Annotated in this window: 14 protein-coding genes; 8 read left to right on the top strand and 6 right to left on the bottom strand. The window is 63.7% G+C overall.

Annotated features, from left to right (window positions below; translation table 11 throughout):
* The first annotated feature begins 57 nt into the window (after window positions 1-57).
* Genes ACFVSJ_RS14185 through ACFVSJ_RS14170 form a run of 4 tightly spaced genes read left to right on the top strand, consistent with a single transcriptional unit; the run spans window position 58 to window position 5,634 of the window.
* On the top strand, window positions 58-816 hold the full coding sequence (locus ACFVSJ_RS14185; protein ID WP_387437469.1) for a LamB/YcsF family protein: 759 nt from the start codon (window positions 58-60) through the stop codon (window positions 814-816).
* Window positions 817-859: 43 nt separating this feature from the next.
* Window positions 860-2,197, top strand: a complete 1,338-nt coding sequence (locus ACFVSJ_RS14180; RefSeq protein ID WP_387437467.1) for an MFS transporter — start codon at window positions 860-862, stop codon at window positions 2,195-2,197.
* A 19-nt stretch (window positions 2,198-2,216) separates the two neighbouring features.
* Entirely contained in the window at window positions 2,217-3,869 is a 1,653-nt protein-coding gene (locus ACFVSJ_RS14175; RefSeq protein ID WP_387437465.1) for a 5-oxoprolinase/urea amidolyase family protein, read from the top strand.
* A gap of 7 nt (window positions 3,870-3,876) precedes the next feature.
* Entirely contained in the window at window positions 3,877-5,634 is a 1,758-nt protein-coding gene (locus ACFVSJ_RS14170; RefSeq protein ID WP_387437463.1) for an acetyl/propionyl/methylcrotonyl-CoA carboxylase subunit alpha, read from the top strand.
* 52 nt (window positions 5,635-5,686) lie between these two features.
* Here ACFVSJ_RS14170 and ACFVSJ_RS14165 read toward each other — a convergent pair whose 3' ends face one another.
* Window positions 5,687-6,943, bottom strand: a complete 1,257-nt coding sequence (locus ACFVSJ_RS14165; protein ID WP_387437462.1) for a D-arabinono-1,4-lactone oxidase — start codon at window positions 6,941-6,943, stop codon at window positions 5,687-5,689.
* 130 nt (window positions 6,944-7,073) lie between these two features.
* On the opposite strand from ACFVSJ_RS14165, the gene ACFVSJ_RS14160 reads away from it, so the two are divergent.
* Window positions 7,074-8,078, top strand: coding sequence for a LacI family DNA-binding transcriptional regulator (locus ACFVSJ_RS14160; RefSeq protein WP_387437461.1), 1,005 nt, complete (start codon window positions 7,074-7,076; stop codon window positions 8,076-8,078).
* Here the strand turns inward: ACFVSJ_RS14160 and ACFVSJ_RS14155 are convergent.
* From ACFVSJ_RS14155 to ACFVSJ_RS14145, 3 genes are all read right to left on the bottom strand, one after another.
* Window positions 8,075-9,061 (bottom strand): bile acid:sodium symporter family protein, encoded by a 987-nt coding sequence (locus ACFVSJ_RS14155; protein ID WP_387437460.1) that lies wholly within the window; start codon window positions 9,059-9,061, stop codon window positions 8,075-8,077. The two genes, ACFVSJ_RS14160 and ACFVSJ_RS14155, sit on opposite strands and share 4 nt — an antisense overlap.
* A gap of 142 nt (window positions 9,062-9,203) precedes the next feature.
* A complete protein-coding gene (locus ACFVSJ_RS14150; protein ID WP_387437459.1) occupies window positions 9,204-10,700 on the bottom strand; it encodes a SulP family inorganic anion transporter in 1,497 nt (498 codons plus the stop codon).
* Between the two features lie 6 nt (window positions 10,701-10,706).
* Window positions 10,707-11,813, bottom strand: coding sequence for a GTP pyrophosphokinase family protein (locus ACFVSJ_RS14145; protein ID WP_387437458.1), 1,107 nt, complete (start codon window positions 11,811-11,813; stop codon window positions 10,707-10,709).
* A gap of 110 nt (window positions 11,814-11,923) precedes the next feature.
* Between ACFVSJ_RS14145 and ACFVSJ_RS14140 the strand changes: the two genes are divergently transcribed.
* Together ACFVSJ_RS14140 and ACFVSJ_RS14135 are read left to right on the top strand one after the other, a co-directional pair.
* Window positions 11,924-12,745 (top strand): alpha/beta hydrolase, encoded by an 822-nt coding sequence (locus tag ACFVSJ_RS14140; protein ID WP_387437457.1) that lies wholly within the window; start codon window positions 11,924-11,926, stop codon window positions 12,743-12,745.
* 39 nt (window positions 12,746-12,784) lie between these two features.
* Window positions 12,785-13,714, top strand: coding sequence for a carbohydrate kinase (locus ACFVSJ_RS14135; protein WP_387437456.1), 930 nt, complete (start codon window positions 12,785-12,787; stop codon window positions 13,712-13,714).
* Between the two features lie 4 nt (window positions 13,715-13,718).
* Here the strand turns inward: ACFVSJ_RS14135 and ACFVSJ_RS14130 are convergent, their stop codons facing one another.
* Window positions 13,719-14,771 carry a glutathione S-transferase family protein gene (locus ACFVSJ_RS14130; RefSeq protein ID WP_387437455.1) on the bottom strand — a complete coding sequence of 351 codons (1,053 nt, stop codon included), beginning with the start codon at window positions 14,769-14,771 and terminating at the stop codon, window positions 13,719-13,721.
* An 84-nt stretch (window positions 14,772-14,855) separates the two neighbouring features.
* On the opposite strand from ACFVSJ_RS14130, the gene ACFVSJ_RS14125 reads away from it, so the two are divergent.
* Window positions 14,856-15,665, top strand: a complete 810-nt coding sequence (locus tag ACFVSJ_RS14125; protein WP_387437454.1) for an HAD family hydrolase — start codon at window positions 14,856-14,858, stop codon at window positions 15,663-15,665.
* On the opposite strand, the gene ACFVSJ_RS14120 is transcribed toward ACFVSJ_RS14125, so the two are convergent.
* Window positions 15,662-16,519 (bottom strand): methyltransferase family protein, encoded by an 858-nt coding sequence (locus ACFVSJ_RS14120; protein WP_387437642.1) that lies wholly within the window; start codon window positions 16,517-16,519, stop codon window positions 15,662-15,664. The genes ACFVSJ_RS14125 and ACFVSJ_RS14120 overlap by 4 nt on opposite strands.
* Between the last annotated feature and the right edge of the window lie 28 nt (window positions 16,520-16,547).

Here is a 16,547-nt window from a genome sequence, read left to right as displayed (position 1 = left end):
ATTCCACAACTTAGAGCATCCTTGATGTAACGCACATCACGAGGCAGGGATCACAGCATGGCAATCATCGACCTGAACAGCGACGTTGGAGAGTCTTTCGGACGCTGGACGCTTGGTGACGACGAGGCCATGTTCCAGTCCGTCTCCAGTGCCAACGTTGCGTGCGGATTCCACGCCGGCGACCCCAGCGTCATCCGCAGCACCTGCGAAAAGGCGGCGAAGGCCGGCGTCGTCATCGGCGCCCACGTCGGGTACCGCGATTTGGCAGGCTTCGGGCGCCGTTTCCTGGACATAGACCCCAAGGAACTCGCGGACGATGTGGTTTACCAGATTGGCGCTTTGCAGGCCCTGGCCGCGGTGTCCGGCGCACGCGTCCAGTACGTGAAACCGCACGGCGGCCTCTACAACGCAATCGTGAAGCACACGGCACAGGCCCGCGCCGTAGTGGAAGCCGTGAAGTCCGTTGACCCCAGCCTTCCGATCCTCGGCTTGCCGGGCTCGGAGGTCCTGCGCCTGGCCGATGAAGCAGGGCTTCGGGGCGTCTCCGAAGCTTTCGCGGACCGGGCTTACAACCCTGACGGCACCCTGGTTTCCCGTTCGCAGCCGGGTGCCGTCCTGCATGACCCCGCCGAAGTGGCGGAGCACGTTTTGCGGATGGCCACCGAACAGTCCGTGAGGACCATCGATGGTTCCATCCTGAAAATCCGCGCGGAAAGCATCTGCGTGCACGGAGATTCACCCGGTGCTGTCGCCATGGCCACCGAAGTGAAGTCCGCCCTCAGCGATGCCGGTGTCACCATCGGCTCGTTCCTCTAGCCAACAGGCCAAGCAGTACCCCTCATCCCCTCCGGAGGAAACCATGACCAGCACCAACAAGGCAGCCAAGGCCGTGACAAGGAAGCCACCGGCCGGCGCCCTCAAGGCGTACATCGCCAGCCTCACCGGCACCTCGCTTGAGTACTACGACTTCGCGATCTACTCCGTGGCGTCGGCAGCGATTTTCCCCAAGATCTTTTTCCCTGCGGGAGACGATTTTGTGGCGCTCATCCTCTCCTTTTCGACCTATGCAGTTGGGTACTTCGCTAGGCCGATCGGTGGTGTAATCTTTGGCCGCCTCGGCGACAAGATCGGTCGGAAGTACGTCCTGGTCTTCACCTTGGTCCTGATTGGTGTTGCTACCGTCCTGATCGGTGCTCTGCCCGACTATTCGGTCATCGGCGCCGCAGCACCGGCAATCTTGGTGCTCCTGCGTCTGGCCCAGGGCATTGGTGTAGGTGGCGAGTGGGGCGGAGCAGTGCTGCTGTCCAGCGAATTCGGCGATCCCAACAAGCGCGGCTTCTGGTCGTCCGCAGCCCAGATCGGCCCGCCCGCCGGTAACCTCATGGCCAACGGCGTTCTGGCCGTACTGGCAGCATCATTGAGTGAAGCAGCCCTCCTTTCGTGGGGCTGGCGGGTTGCCTTCCTGTCCTCTGCCCTCCTGGTGGTCTTCGGTCTCGTCATTCGTCTCAAATTGGAAGAGACTCCGGTGTTCAAGGCCATACGGGCCCACGGAGAACGTCCCAAGGCGCCCATCAAGGAAGTCTTCACTGAACAGCCCCGGGCACTGGTAGCCGCTGCGCTCTCCCGTGTCTGCCCGGACATCCTTTACGGGCTCTTCACTGTCTTCCTCTATGTATATGCAACCAAAGAACTCGGCATGTCCACGGGCAACGTCTTGGCCGCGATTCTCATTGGGTCCGCGTTCCAGCTGTTCCTTATTCCGCTGGCCGGCGCTCTGACCGACCGCGTCAACCGTCGCCTGGTTTACGGCGTGACTGCTGCGGCCACCGCTGTTTTCATTCCGGTCTTCTTCCTGATGATTCAAGGAAGGTCCGTGGCCGTCTTGACGATCGGCACAGTATTTGGCCTGGCCCTCCACGCGTTTATGTACGGTCCTCAGGCTGCCTTTATCACTGAGCAGTTCCCGGCACGTCTCCGCTACGCAGGCAGTTCCTTGGCCTACACCCTGGCAGGCGTGATCGGTGGCGGCTTCGCCCCCATTGTCTTCACCGCTCTTTACGGTGCAAATGGCGGAGGCTGGTACCTCATCGCCGGCTACCTCCTCCTGGCAGCGATTGTGACGATCGTGGGCATGCTCATGGGCCGCGACCCCAAGCCCGAAGAAGAAGCCCACCTCCTGGAGGGTTCGCACGCCTGAGCGGCCTGCGAAGTGAATGATGGAAACCGTGATGGAAACAGCAACCACCAAGAAGGTCCGTTCAGTACGGCCCGTGGGTACGCGCGCAGTATTGGCCGAGTTGGATGGACTTCCCGACGTCCTCTCGCTTCAGGCCATGCTGGACAAGTCGCCGTTGCCCGGACAGGTTGATGTGCTCGCAGCGGCGGAAACAGTCATGGTGGTGGGCGAATCAGCGTCCGCCACCCGGGCGATCGCTGCCCGCCTTCTTGAGCTGGAGCTCACCCCGCCGCAGGACACGGACTCCCGGCTGGTACTCATCGACACCGTTTACGACGGCGAAGATCTCGCCGACGTAGCCGGGCTCACCGGCCTCAGCGTGGAGGGCGTCATTGCCTCCCACACGGGACAAATCTGGACCGTGGCCTTTGCTGGCTTCGCCCCTGGCTTTGGCTACATGGTTGGTGAAAACCAGTCCCTGAACGTCCCCCGCCGTTCCTCGCCACGTACCGCCGTTCCTGCCGGATCCGTTGCGCTCGGCGGCCAGTATTCGGCTGTCTACCCGCGACGTTCCCCGGGCGGCTGGCAACTGATTGGCCGCACCGGTGCACGGATGTGGGACTTGGACCGGGCACAGCCTGCCTTGGTTCGTCCCGGGGACAGGGTCCAGTACCGGGCCGTCCGCGAAGTTGTGACCACATCCTCATCCCACCACTCTGACTCCGATGCCGAGCACCACACGGCTGCCGGCCTCAAGATCGTGAGCCCCGGGGCGCAGAGTTTGATCGAAGACCTCGGCCGCCGAGGATATGGCCCTCTTGGTGTCTCCGCCGCGGGTGCCCTGGACCGGGCGTCCCTCCGCCGTGCCAATCGGTTGGTGGGTAACGCTTCAACGTCAGCCGCCATCGAATCGGTCGGTGGCGGGTTGACGGTCGAGGCTGTGGGGGACCAGGTGATAGCCGTGACAGGTGCGCCGACCACGCTGACGGTCCAGTCGCCGTCGTGGGTTGGTGCGGAGGAGTACGACGGTGGCCCTGAAACGGGTGCCACGCGTTCCGTGCCGATGGCCGCGCCTTTCGCGCTGCTCGACGGCGAGGTACTCACGCTCGGCGCACCCGAGTCCGGATTCCGGAGCTACCTCGCAGTTCGAGGCGGTATCGATGCGCCGGCGGTTCTCGGCAGCCGATCGACGGACACTATGTCCGGGATCGGGCCTGCTCCGCTGGCACCTCAGCAGACGCTGGCCGTGGGCACCGAGACAGTGTCCACTGCTGTCGGCAGTCCCGAGCTGCAGCCAGGGTTTCCTGACCAAGGTGTGACCGTGTTGGACGTCGTTCCGGGTCCGCGCGCTGATTGGTTCGATCAGTCAGCCTTGGATTCGCTGGCCAGCCAGGACTGGGTGGTCACGCCGCAATCCAACCGCGTGGGAATGCGGCTTGATGGCACGCCCCTCGAGCGGAACCGCGAGGGCGAACTCCCCAGCGAGGGCACCATGGCCGGCGCCCTGCAGATTCCACCCGCCGGCCTTCCGGTCCTGTTCCTGGCCGACCACCCGATTACTGGAGGCTATCCCGTGATCGGCGTTGTGCGTGACGAGCATTTGGACCTCGCTGCACAGGTTCCCATTGGCGGACGGATCCGGTTCCGGTTCGTCCCCGAGTCCCCAGACTTCACCCCGACCCGAGAAAAGTGAGTATTTGATGCGCAAGGTCCTGATTGCGAACCGCGGCGAGATTGCCGTCCGCGTCGCCCGAGCCTGCGACGACGCCGGAATCTCCTCGGTGGCGGTTTACGCAGACGTCGACGCTGACGCCATGCATGTAGCAGTTGCCGACGAAGCCTACAGCTTGGACGGAAACAGCCCCGCCGACACCTACTTGAATATCGGCAAACTGCTCGACGCGGCCACCCGGTCCGGCGCGGACGCCGTCCACCCCGGGTACGGATTCCTTTCGGAGAATGCGGACTTCGCCCAGTCGGTGCTCGACGCCGGACTCGAGTGGATCGGTCCGTCGCCGGAGTCGATTCGCCAGTTGGGCAACAAGATCACGGCGCGTGAAATAGCTGTGCGGGCCGGTGCGCCGCTTGTGGCCGGGAGCGACGGGCCCGTTGAGTCCTCGGCGGAAGCCCGCGCGTTTGCCGAAGAACACGGGCTTCCCATCGCCATCAAAGCCGCATTCGGAGGCGGCGGACGGGGCCTCAAGGTGGTCCGCGAGCTGGCCGAGGTGGAGGAAGCTTTCGACTCCGCAGTCCGCGAGGCCGTGGTGGCCTTCGGGCGGGGTGAGTGCTTTGTTGAGCAGTACCTGGACCGTCCCCGTCACGTGGAAGCCCAGATTATTGCGGACAAACACGGCAACGTCATTGTGGCGGGCACCCGTGATTGCTCGCTGCAACGCCGGCACCAGAAGCTCGTGGAAGAGGCGCCTGCCCCGTTCCTTACCGATGCGCAGCGGCAGCAGATCTACGACGCCGCCAAGGCAATAGTCCGTGAGGCCGGGTACTACGGTGCCGGGACGGTCGAGTTCCTTGTCTCGGCCAACGGCGCGGTCGCCTTCCTCGAAGTGAACACCCGTCTGCAGGTGGAGCACCCCATCACCGAAGAAACGGCCGGCGTGGACCTCGTGCAGGAGCAATTCCGTATCGCTGCAGGGCTGCCGTTGAGCATCACCGAGGACCCTGTGGCTCGAGGGCACTCCTTCGAATTCCGCATCAACGCGGAGGATGTGGGCCGTGGATTCCTTCCCTCACCGGGCACAGTTGCTTCGCTTGAGGCACCGACGGGCCCGGGAATCCGCCTGGATTCAGGTGTCCGTGCAGGCTCCATCGTGGCCCCGCAATTCGACTCCCTGCTCGCCAAGTTGATCGTCACCGGCGCGGACCGGCAGCAAGCCCTTCGACGTGCGCGCAGGGCCCTCGCGGAAATGAACGTCGCCGGGCTGGCTACGGTCCTGCCGTTCCACCGTGCCGTCCTCGAATCCGAGGACTTCACGGCCGAAGAAGAGCTTCGCGTGCACACCCGATGGATCGAGACGGACTTCGCCGACCAGATCCCGGTGGACCCCGAGTACAACGTCACTGCGCCGGCTGGAGAGCGGCGGACCATCACGGTGGACGTCGATGGCAAGCGCTTGGCTGTCGGCCTGCCCGCGGATTTGCTCGACGGCTGGGCGCGGTCCGGGCAGGGATTGCCTCCCGCAGCCTCCGTGGATGGCGTGCCGTGGCCCGACGGGGAAGCATCGCCTGCCGAGTCCGCACTCGTGGCAGCCATGTCCGGCACCGTAGTCAAATGGCTCGTTGAACCCGGGGCGGACGTGTCCGCGGGGGATCCGCTGGTGGTGCTCGAGGCCATGAAGATGGAAACGCAAGTCCCTGCACACCGGACGGGCAAGCTCACGGAAGTGCTCTCAGCCGCCGGCGGCGTGGTGACCACGGGCGCGATCCTGGCGCACATCGAGTAGCAGCCAAGGGTTGGCCGCCAGCCGCGCGGGGCGACGCGACCGCCGTCGTGCCTTAACGGCCGTTGGCGGGCGTCGCCACGCCAAGCACGCTGTCCAGCAGCCCGTTGCGGAACTTGCCGCCGGGGTCGCGGGCGTTGACCAGAGCACGGAAGTCCTCGAACCGCGGATACAGCGCCGCGAAGTCATAGAGTCCCGGGGTGAAGAGCTTCCCCCAGTGGGGCCGGGCGTCAAAGGGCGCCAGCACGGCTTCAAGTTCGGGAAGGAAGGCTTCCACTTCGGCCTGGAGCGGCTTCCACGTGAAATGGAGTGCCACGCTCTGCTGCTGGTAGAACGGGCTGAGCCAAAATTCATCCGCAGCGATGGTACGGATTTCCGAGATGAAGAGCAGCGGCGCCAATTTGTCAGCGAGGGCACGGACGGCGTTCAACGCAGCGGGTGCGTCGCTGAGAGGAAGGATGAACTCGCTCTGCAGCTCCTCCCCGTTGCTGGGCGTGAATTCGTGGCGGAAGTGGGGAAGGCGGTCCAACCACTTACCCGGCTCATCCAACTGCAGCGTGCAGTTTTCCGCCGACATGCCCGGCAGGGGATGCAGAGCGACGCCAGCCGGAAAAGCGCCGAAGAGATCCGGCAAGGCGGCCTCGGTGTTCAAGGCTTTAAGCCAGACCTGGGGGATGGCTTCGCCCGCGAAGTCCGTAAAGAAGCTGACGCTGTACGCGGCGGACGCGATCTGCTCGAAATCCGGGAGGGCCCGGTTCCACGGAAGATCGGTGAGCACGCGTTGCCGCATGTCGTAGCTCGGCCGGACCGACAGTTCCAGGCCTGTCACGACGCCGAAGGCGCCAAGCCCCACCACGCTCGCGTTGAACTCGTCGTCGTCCTTGGTAAGGGTCACAAGCTCACCGGAGGGGCGTACCAGGTCGATGCTTACGACGGCGGCAGCCAGGGAAGGATTGTTGACTCCACTGCCGTGGGTGCCGGTTTGGATCGCGCCGGCCACCGAGATGTGGGGGAGCGAGGCGAGGTTGTGGATTGCATAGCCCTTTTCCTCAAGGGCCCGGCAGAGCGCCCCGTAGCTGATGCCACCGCTGACTTTGACGGTTGCCCTGTCTGCATCGAGGACGACGTCCTGCGGCAAGGCGTCCAGCAGGATGTGAGTACCGTCGGTGTCGGCTACCCGGTTGAACGAGTGCCGGGAACCGAGCGCCTTCACGCGTGAAGCGGCAGCCACAAGATGCTGGACTTCGCCCACAGTGGAAGGGTGGTGGATGGCTGCGGATGCGTACTCGAGATTTCCTGCCCAGTTTTTCATTGCGTGATCTTCCCATGCGGCGTTTGTGAGTCGTCTCCGATTGTTTGCGCTAACAATTAACCGCGTCAAGGCTTGTCCAAGCAGCGGCGGATAGAGTTCAAGAAACTCGTCCGTCTATCAGGAGCAGCACGTGAGCAAGGCATCCAAGCCCACCATCCGGGATGTGGCTACCGCCGCGAACGTTTCCCTGACCACTGTTTCGTACGTTCTCTCCGGCCGGCATGGCGGCACCACTCGGATCAGCCAGCCCACGCAGGATCGGGTTCTCGCCGCAGTCAAAGACTTGGGCTACGTGCCCAACCAGGCGGCCAGGGGAATGCGCCGAGGCAAGACGGATGTGGTGGCTGTTGCCATCGGAAACCTGGACTGGCCGTGGGACCGGGCACTTGCCACCGCCGCCGCAAGGATCCTCCCTGAGCATGGGTACCAACCCGTGATACTGCTCGGAGAGGATTGGCGGAAGTTCGTCATGGCGGGCGGTGCCGACGGCGTCATCATCGGCTTCTTTCCGGAATCGACACGGGAGGACCAAACCATCAGCGAGCTCGCCCGGCGAGGGGTGGCGCAGGTGGTGATTTCGGGAACGCTCGCGCCGGATGGTTTCGACGTCCTGGCGCCGGAGCAGGACGCCGGCTTGGACGAGTGCATGGACTTCCTCACGGCATCACACCGCAGGATTGCCTGCATCCGGAGGGCTGAACCCGCAGGCCGTACCAAGAGCCGCTTCGCCGCTTACGCCGCCGGTCTGGCAAGGGCAGGGATACCGATGGATGAGTCGCTGGTCCGGACATCGCTGCACCGGCCAGCCATCGCCTATCAGTCGGCGCTTGAGCTTCTCCAGTTACCGGACCGGCCAACGGCCATCCTCTGCACTGATGACATGGAAGCGCTGCAGGCTATTCGCGCGGCCTACCGCCTGGGGCTCAGGGTCCCTGCGGACATTCAGATTGTTGGGGTGGGCAATTCCACGGAAGGCCAGGATTACGATCCACCCCTGACCACGGTTGGCCCGGATCCGATCTTCGAACAGGTTGTGCGCATGCTGTTGGACCGGCTGGCCGGAAATGCCCCGGCGCAGGGTGTGCGTGTTCCAAGTCCGTGGAAGTTGCATCGCCGGGGCACCACGCTGGGTTAGCCCTTCAGCGGACGACGAGCCAGCCAAGCTGCCACGATCGCCCCGGAAATGTTGTGCCACAGCGAGAAGACAGCCGACGGCAGCGCGGCGAGTGGGCTGAAGTGAGCGGTGGCAAGGGTGGCGGCGAGGCCCGAGTTCTGCATGCCAACCTCGAACGCCAAGGCGCGTCGTGCCTTGTCATCGAGGCGGCCAAGCTTGCCCGCAAGGTAGCCGAGGCCCAGTCCGAAGCCGTTGTGCAGCACCACTGCGAGGAACACGATGCCACCGGCGGCAACAATCTTGCTGGCGCTGCCCGCCACGACGATCGCCACGATCAGTGAAATCACGACGGCGGATGCCCAGGGAAGTGCCGGGAGAACCTTCGCGACGAGCTTGGAAAGGAACAAACGCGCCAGGAGGCCGGCGATGACCGGAAGCAGAACGGTCTTGACGATGTCCAGAACCATGGCGCCGGCGTCGATATGCAGGAAGGAACCGGCCAGGAGCAGCGTCAGTGCGGGAGTCACCAGGGGTGCGATGAGCGTGGACACGGAAGCAACCGCGACGGACAACGCCACATCGCCCTTGGCCAGGAACGCCATGACGTTGGACGCGGTTCCGGATGGAGCGCATCCCACCAGGATCAGGCCGACTGCGAGCTCCGGTGGCAGCTGCAGGAGGATGGCGATGAGCCAACCCGCGCCGGGCATGATCACGTAATGCGCCACAATGCCCAGCGCTACGGCCCACGGACGGCGGGCAACGGAGGCGAAGTCCGGCGGAGTCAGCGTGAGCCCCATGCAGAACATGATGATTCCCAGAAGGTACGGAACACTCACACCCAGGGGCTTGAAGAGGTCCGGAAGCAGGAAACCGAAGACGCCGGCAACAACCACCAGGATCGGGAAAATGGTGACGGCGATGCGGGCAATCTTTGCCTCAGCGGCGAGGGCCGGATTGACGGGCTTAGCGGTCTCTGACTCGGTGTTTGTTGCCTCAAGCATTTATCCATGCTCACACTTCCGTGCGCGCGAGGCCGATTTCGTTACTTGCAGCGAGCCGTATATGTCAGACATCTGACCCAACTGGGTCGCATTTGTGCGCGTTTTGAGAGCTCTAAACGCGCACAAATGCGACCCAGTTGGGTCAGCCGTTGAGCTTCCCGGCCAACCGCTCGCGCATGCGCACGCTGGCCTCGTTGAGTCCGATGAGCTCCACCTCGCGCCCGTGATTCCGATACTTCTCAGTCACGGAATCCAGTACGGCAATGGTGGACGCATCCCACAAATGAGAGGCGTGCAAATCAATGACCACACGATGTATGCCTTCTGAGGAATCTTTTGCATAGTCGAACTGCGTATACAAGTCGTTCGAAGAGGCGAAGAAGAGCTCGCCGTCCACGGTATACGTCGCTACCGTCTCCCCGTTGACCTCCAGCTCGGTGCGCTCCACGGTGGCAAAGTGCGCCACCCGGCGTGCAAACAGCACGCTTGCGGTCAAAACTCCGACGCCGACACCCACCGCCAGGTTGTGCGTCGCCACCACCGCGGCAACAGTGAGCAGCATGACTGCCGTTTCGGACTTCGGCAGCCGCTTCAAGGTGGACAGTCGCACGGAGTGCCAGTCGAAGGTGATCAGTGAAACAAAGATCATCACGGCAACCAACGCCGCCATGGGAATCATGCCCACCACGTCGCCCAGCACCACGACCAGGATCAGCAGGAACACGCCGGCAAGGAACGTGGAGAGACGGCTCCGCGCTCCCGACCCTTTGACATTGATCATCGTCTGCCCGATCACCGCGCAGCCACCGAGGCCACCCAGGAAGCCGGTGATAATGTTGGCCACGCCTTGGCCCCAGGACACCCGGGTCTTGTTGGATCGGGTGTCGGTAATGTCGTCCACCAGTTTGGCGGTCATGAGGGACTCCAAGAGCCCCACGAGGGCCATTGACAAGGAGAACGGTGCAATGATCTGGAACGTCTCCAGGTTCAACGGCACATTGGGCAGGAAGAATCCGGGAAGGCTGTCCGGGAGCTCGCCCTTGTCACTGACTGTGGGAACGTCGATGTGTCCCAATGCGGTTACCAAAGTGATGAGCACAATTGCCACCAAGGGAGCCGGCACCGCCTTCGTCAACCGCGGCAAAAGAAAAACAATGGCCAGGCCCACGGCAACGATCGGATAGACCATCCATGGCACGTTGAACAGCTCCGGCATCTGGGACATGAACACCAAGATGGCCAAGGCGTTGACGAAGCCGATCATCACAGAGCGCGGAATGAAGCGCATGAGCCGCGTGACGCCGAGGACCGCCAGGATGATCTGGAACGCGCCGGCCAGGATGATCGTGGCAATCAGGTAGTCGAGGCCGTGTTCCTTCATGACTGGAGCAATGACCAGCGCCACGGCGCCCGTTGCCGCCGAGATCATCGCAGGGCGGCCACCAACCAGGGCAGTGACCACACCCATGGTGAAGGAAGCGAACAGCCCGATCCGGGGGTCCACACCGGCGATCACGGAGAACGCGATGGCCTCGGGAATGAGCGCCAAAGCAACCACAAGTCCCGCGAGGGATTCCGTCAGGAGGCGACGGGGCGAACGGAAGGTCACCCGCAGTGACATGAGTTGCTCGGGAGTCATGGGTCCTTAGAGGGCAGTCTGGCGGTATCGCTCAATCTGCTTAAGGCGCCGCTGGAGGCTGTCGCGCCGCGGGTGCGGAACGACGTCGGGCGCCTCAGCGGTGAGATCAATGTGTTCGGTTCCGTACTGCCACAGCAGGAGGTCGTCCAGGAGGCGGTCGGGGCCGGGAGAGTAGCGGTGGTCCAGGGCCTTGCGGACCTCGGTGATCCGGTTGGCACTGAGCAGTCCGGCAAGTTCCACGGTCTTGGTGAGTCCGTGGGCTGCGAGGAGTTCGGCCGCCCATCCCCAGTCGTCATCTACTTTACGGTCAACGTGCGGCAGGAGGGTACGCCAGACGTCACGGACGCGGTTGGGGGTCAGCGGCGAGGCGCCTTCGCCGTCGAGGTCCCAGTAGCTCCGGACTTCCTCATACCGTTCATGAAGATCCGCGAAGGCGCTCTCCACGGTCTCCAGCATGGCTGCCGTTGCGGTGAACTGGCGGTCGAAGTGCGGGGTCCATGCCCGGGGATCCTCGGCCTTGAAGCGGATGTCGTGCTCGATTTCGCTCCACGCATGCGCAAAGACCGTGCGGATCTGGCATTCGAAGAAGTAGCTGCCATTGGCCGGGAGCTCCGGGTTGAAGACCTGCTGGTACTCCTTCACGGCTTCGTTCTGGATGGTCCGGAGGATGAGGTGACGGCTGGAGTAGCCGTATGTTCCGGATTCGATCGAGCCGATGTCCTTCTCGCGGTCTCCGCGGCAGTCGAAGAGCTGGCGCTGCCGCTTGATGATGTTGGCCACCGCTGCGTTCTCGGCAGGCAGCTTGGTGATGACGCGGATGCCCACCATGTCATTCAGGGTCCGGAACGGGTCCGGGAACTTGAGGACACGTGGACCACCGGGCTCAAGGGGATCGTCGGTGCGGGAGATCTTTTCGCGGAAGGAATCCACGGTTTTGGTGCGCCCCGTGACGAACAACGGGGTCACCTCAGCGTCGTTCAGCATGTCCCGCAACGTCAGCAGAACATCGCGGGTAACCCGCTTGAGGGCAGGGCGAACCCGCTCGTAGAGGGCCACGTTCGCCTCTACCGCTTTGCGCTGTTCCGGATCCAGGCTGTCCCAGTTGCTTGCCATGCCCCCAGCTTACGGTGCGGGTCCGACACCGAAGCCGGACAACCGCCGTCGAAATGCATCTAGCCAAACCAGCGCAACCTCGCGATAGGCTCAGTACAAAGGAGGGCGCAATGTTGCGGCACAAGTACAGCTACGGCGAACACCCTAGTCAGTGGGGCGAACTCTTCATACCTGAACCAAGCAACGGAAACCATCGCGGCCCGTCGTCGATTTCGGGCGGCGTGGCTGTTGTGATCCACGGCGGTTACTGGCGCTCCCAGTACGGCGCCGAGTTGGGTGAACCGCTCGCGCGGGACCTGGCGGCGCACGGAATCACTGCCTGGAACCTTGAATACCGCAGGGCCGGCAACGGTGGTGGTTGGCCCCATACCTTCGAAGACATCCTGGCGGGAATTGACCATCTGGCCCGGATTGCGGGCGACCACAATCTCCAACTTGGCAAGGTTGTGGCATTGGGACACTCGGCTGGGGGCCACCTTGCCGTCTGGGCCGCGGGACGCGAGCGGCTCTCGTCCATCGGAAACCCCGACGCCGATCGCCAGCTGGTGCGCGGACCGGAAGATACCGCTGTGCACTTGACCGGCGTCGTAAGCCAGTCGGGGCTGCTGAACCTTGCGGCGGCTGAGCGGCTGAACCTCAGCAACGGCGCGGTCTGCAACCTGATGGGTGGCGATTCGGCCAGGTACCCCAAACGGCATAAATACGCCGACCCCATGACGTCATTGCCAATAGACGTTCCCGTATATGCCGTTCACGCCATGGAAGACGAGGACGTGCCGGCCAGCCAGTCCGAAGCCTACGTCGCAGCGAGCAATGCCTCCGGTGGCGCAGCCCAGTTGCTTCGCGTGCCGGGCGACCACTTCGACCTCATCGATCCCAAGGCCGTGGCGTACAAGAAGTGCCGCGAACTGGTTCAGCGGCTGCTCTCCTGACCGCTGGTCCCGGAGGGCCGCCTCTGGCAGAGTAATGCCATGCTGACTGTGATTGGCGAGGCCCTTGTTGACGTCGTCCAGCGCCCCACCGGGATTGAAGCGCACGTAGGCGGGAGTCCGCTCAACGTTGCCGTCGGCCTGGCGCGCTTGGACCACCCGGTGCAGTTCCTTGGAAGGTACGGGCAGGACGCCTACGGCGATTCCGTCGGAGCACACTTGCGGTCCAGTTCGGTCATGGTCCCGATTCCCCCGGACGACAAGCCAACCAGCGTGGCCACCGCCCTGATTGACGACGACGGCGCCGCCACCTACACCTTCGACCTCGCCTGGGAATTGCCCGGACTCAGTTCACGGTTGCCGCTCATGCTGCAGGGCGCCACCTTGCTGCACACGGGTTCGATCGCGACCGCCCTGGAGCCGGGCGCCGCAGAGGTGCTTGCCGCCGTCGAGCATGCCCACCCGAACAGCACCATCAGCTTCGATCCGAACTGCCGCCCCACCATCATTACCGATCGGGAATATGCGCGTAGGCAAGCCGAGCGCTTCGTGGCCCTGGCCGACGTGGTCAAGGCGTCGGATGAGGACCTGGAGTGGCTGTACCCGGGCGTCGATCCCCTGGAATCGGCCCGTCGGTGGCTGTCCCTGGGCGGGACTGAAGGGCCTGCACTGGTGGTGGTTACTCGTGGCGTCAAGGGCCCATGGGGCATAACCAAGGCCGGCGAGACGGAAGTTCCCGCGCCCAAGGTGGACGTGGTGGACACGGTCGGTGCCGGAGATTCGTTCATGGCCGGGCTCCTGTCGGCGATCGTGGACCGGGGCCTGGATGGCGCGCAGAACCGGGAAGAACTGCGGGCCATGCCGGCCGAAACCCTTGCCGCGATCATGGAACACGCAGCAAGGGCAGCGGCCGTCACTGTTTCACGCGCCGGCGCCAATCCGCCGTCGAGGGCTGAACTGAACCACGGCTAGCGCTTTATGCGGCTCCGTGCCCGGCAGCCACTTCTTCGCCCGCCTTGACCGGACCCGGGGGAGTGCCGTCGCCGAAGGGTCGTCCACCGAGCGACTCCCGGCCGTGCGGGGTCAGCCAGCCCGTAAGGTCCGGGCCTGCGGGGACGATCTGCGTCGGGTTGATGTCCTCGTGCACGATGTAATAGTGCTGCTTGATCTGCACAAAGTCGATGGTGTCCCCGAACCCGGGAGTTTGGAACAGGTCCCTGGCGTAGGCCCAGAGCGCCGGCATCTCGCTGAGCTTGTTGCGGTTGCACTTGAAGTGTCCGTGATAGACCGCGTCGAAACGGGCCAACGTGGTGAAGAGCCGGACGTCCGCCTCAGTGATGGTGTCCCCGACCAAGTATCGCTGACGGGTCAAGCGTTCTTCCAGCCAATCCAGCGCGGTCCAGAGACGGGCGTATGCGGCGTCGTAGGCCTCCTGGGAGCCTGCGAATCCGCAGCGGTACACGCCGTTGTTGACTTCGGTGAAGACGCGCTTGTTCACCTCATCAATCTCCTGGCGCAGGTGCTCCGGATACAGGTCTGGCGCCCCCGGTCGGTGAAACTCCGTCCACTCAGTAGAGAAGTCCAGTGTGATCTGCGGGAAGTTGTTGGTCACCACTCCGCCGGAGGGGACATCGACGATGGCCGGAACCGTGATGCCGCGCGGGTAGTCCGGGAAGCGCGTGAAGAAGGCCTGCTGCAAGCGTTCGATGCCCAGGACAGGATCTTTGCCGTCCGGGTCGAGGTCGAACGTCCAGGAACGGGCGTCGTGGATGGGGCCGGGCTGGCCGAGACTGATCACATCTTCCAGCCCCAGCAGCCTGCGGACAATAACCGTGCGGTTGGCCCAAGGACAGGCCCGTGCCGCTATGAGCCTGTAGCGTCCGGGCTCTACCGGCCACCCCGGCTCGCCGTTCGGTCCGGGTTCACCGGAGCGGGTGATGCGGTCTTCGATGTAGTTGGTATCACGGTTGAATTCGCCGCCGGTAACGTATGCGCCTTTTGTGCTGTGCTCTTCCCTTGTCTCCGTCATGAACCCACACTATGTTGCGCTTCCCGGGCAGGCGAGGGTACGCCGCCGGGCCGTTGAGCAGTAGGTCCAAAGTAGACTGACATAATGCGGCTCGTAGCAAGTGATATTGACGGCACCATCCTCGGTCATGACGGAAAAATCAGTTCCCGGACCATCCAGGCGTTCCGGGACTGCCGCGATGCCGGGGTGGAGCTCGTGTTCGTCACTGGCCGGCCGCCGCGCTGGTTGTACCCGCTCCAGGAGCAGCTCGGCCACAGCGGGATCGTGATTTGTTCCAATGGTGCCGTGGTGTGGGACCTTGCCACCGGGAAGCCGATCTCCTCCACCGCCCTTGATATAGCGTCAGTTTTCGAAGCCCGCCGCATCATCAAATCGATCCGGCCGGACGCCTTGTTCGGTGCAGAGACCCTCCTCGGATTCCACTTGGAACCGGGCTTCATCGAGAACGAAACCAGCGAGCTTCTCGCGGAATTCACCCCCGCGCCGCTGGACCAGACGCTCACGGCGGATGACGCCGTCGTGAAGTTCCTGGCCATCACCCGCAAGGGCACGCCGGACGAGTTCCTGGCCGAAGTGGCACCCGCCGTTTCCCATCTGGTGTCCACCACCCACTCTGCGCCGCGAACTGCCCTGCTGGAGATGTCCGTGCCAGGCATCAACAAGGCCGTCACGCTCGCCAAGTACGCGGAGTCGTTGGGGATCGAGGCTGCCGATGTGGTTGCTTTCGGTGATATGCCCAACGACATCGAGATGCTCCGCTGGGCAGGCCACGGCTACGCAATGGCCAGCGGGCACCCCGAAGCCATCCTCGCCGCGGGACAGCAGGCCCCGCACTTCGACGACGACGGCGTGGCCCAGATCCTCGAAGCGAAGCTGACGGAGCAGACGGTCTAAGTTCGGAAGCTGGGGATCCAGCATCGGACGTCCCGGCAATACGCGTCGAATTCGGCGCCAAACCGCATTCTCAGGTCGGCTTCCTCCAGCGGCCTTACCGCGTAGTTCCACACGAGGGATCCTGCCACCGCGTAGCCGACGACCATCCATGAGCCAAGAATGAGGCCCACGGCTGCACCCTGGACTATGCCTGCCGCAGCCATGGGGTTCCTGATCCAACGGTACGGCCCGGCAATGACGAGCCGGTTGGGCATAGCGGCCGGCAGGGGAGTTCCTTGCCCCTGGGTGGACATGGCGATTGCCGCGTAGACGCCCAAGGCGCTTGCCAACAGCAGCAACACGCCCCCGAGCACGCCGGAAGTCGGCGGGAAATCAATGTTGAGGGCCCAGCGTCTTTCCAGCACGTTGATCGCCAGCGGGATGGCTCCCAGGAAGAGGCCCCAGAAGATGATCAGTTGCACGAATGTCGTCACGACATGTGGTCTCGTGGTGGTGCGTTCGGCAGCAGGCCGGAAAGCGAAGGGTCCTCGGAGCACCCAATCGACGGGTATGCGTCCGAGCACGAGAAAACAGAGTGCGGCCACAGAACTCACGGACGCGGCAGTCATGGCGAGGACACCCCAGCCTGCTTCGGTAGTAATGGTGGCGAAAACAGCCAAGCCCAAGGTGACCAGTGCGGTCCAAACCGTTGCTACAACAGCCGCGGCACGGACACCTGCACAGGCCAGCGCGGAAGCGCCGACAAACAGTGGGATATCGAAAACGGCTGTCACCCACGGGTCCAGCTGCCCAAGTGTGGCTTCGCGAACAGGTGGTACCAAGAACACAGCCACCCACCAAACCACTCCGGCCAGCGCTTGCGCTCCAAAATATGCCCTCCCC

The organism is Paenarthrobacter sp. NPDC058040, from assembly GCF_042885775.1.
GTDB lineage: Bacteria > Actinomycetota > Actinomycetes > Actinomycetales > Micrococcaceae > Arthrobacter.
The sequence above is the reverse complement of the archived record's forward strand: the minus strand, read 5'-3'. Positions and strand labels throughout refer to the sequence as shown.

What these genes read in the sequence shown, in the direction of transcription:
- ACFVSJ_RS14185 (WP_387437469.1), top strand. Translation starts at nt 58, where the DNA reads ATGGCAATCATCGACCTGAACAGCGACGTTGGAGAGTCTTTCGGACGC.
- ACFVSJ_RS14180 (WP_387437467.1), top strand. Translation starts at nt 860, where the DNA reads ATGACCAGCACCAACAAGGCAGCCAAGGCCGTGACAAGGAAGCCACCG.
- ACFVSJ_RS14175 (WP_387437465.1), top strand. Translation starts at nt 2,217, where the DNA reads ATGGAAACCGTGATGGAAACAGCAACCACCAAGAAGGTCCGTTCAGTA.
- ACFVSJ_RS14170 (WP_387437463.1), top strand. Translation starts at nt 3,877, where the DNA reads ATGCGCAAGGTCCTGATTGCGAACCGCGGCGAGATTGCCGTCCGCGTC.
- ACFVSJ_RS14165 (WP_387437462.1), bottom strand. Translation starts at nt 6,943, where the DNA reads ATGAAAAACTGGGCAGGAAATCTCGAGTACGCATCCGCAGCCATCCAC.
- ACFVSJ_RS14155 (WP_387437460.1), bottom strand. Translation starts at nt 9,061, where the DNA reads ATGCTTGAGGCAACAAACACCGAGTCAGAGACCGCTAAGCCCGTCAAT.
- ACFVSJ_RS14150 (WP_387437459.1), bottom strand. Translation starts at nt 10,700, where the DNA reads ATGACTCCCGAGCAACTCATGTCACTGCGGGTGACCTTCCGTTCGCCC.
- ACFVSJ_RS14145 (WP_387437458.1), bottom strand. Translation starts at nt 11,813, where the DNA reads ATGGCAAGCAACTGGGACAGCCTGGATCCGGAACAGCGCAAAGCGGTA.
- ACFVSJ_RS14140 (WP_387437457.1), top strand. Translation starts at nt 11,924, where the DNA reads ATGTTGCGGCACAAGTACAGCTACGGCGAACACCCTAGTCAGTGGGGC.
- ACFVSJ_RS14135 (WP_387437456.1), top strand. Translation starts at nt 12,785, where the DNA reads ATGCTGACTGTGATTGGCGAGGCCCTTGTTGACGTCGTCCAGCGCCCC.
- ACFVSJ_RS14130 (WP_387437455.1), bottom strand. Translation starts at nt 14,771, where the DNA reads ATGACGGAGACAAGGGAAGAGCACAGCACAAAAGGCGCATACGTTACC.
- ACFVSJ_RS14125 (WP_387437454.1), top strand. Translation starts at nt 14,856, where the DNA reads ATGCGGCTCGTAGCAAGTGATATTGACGGCACCATCCTCGGTCATGAC.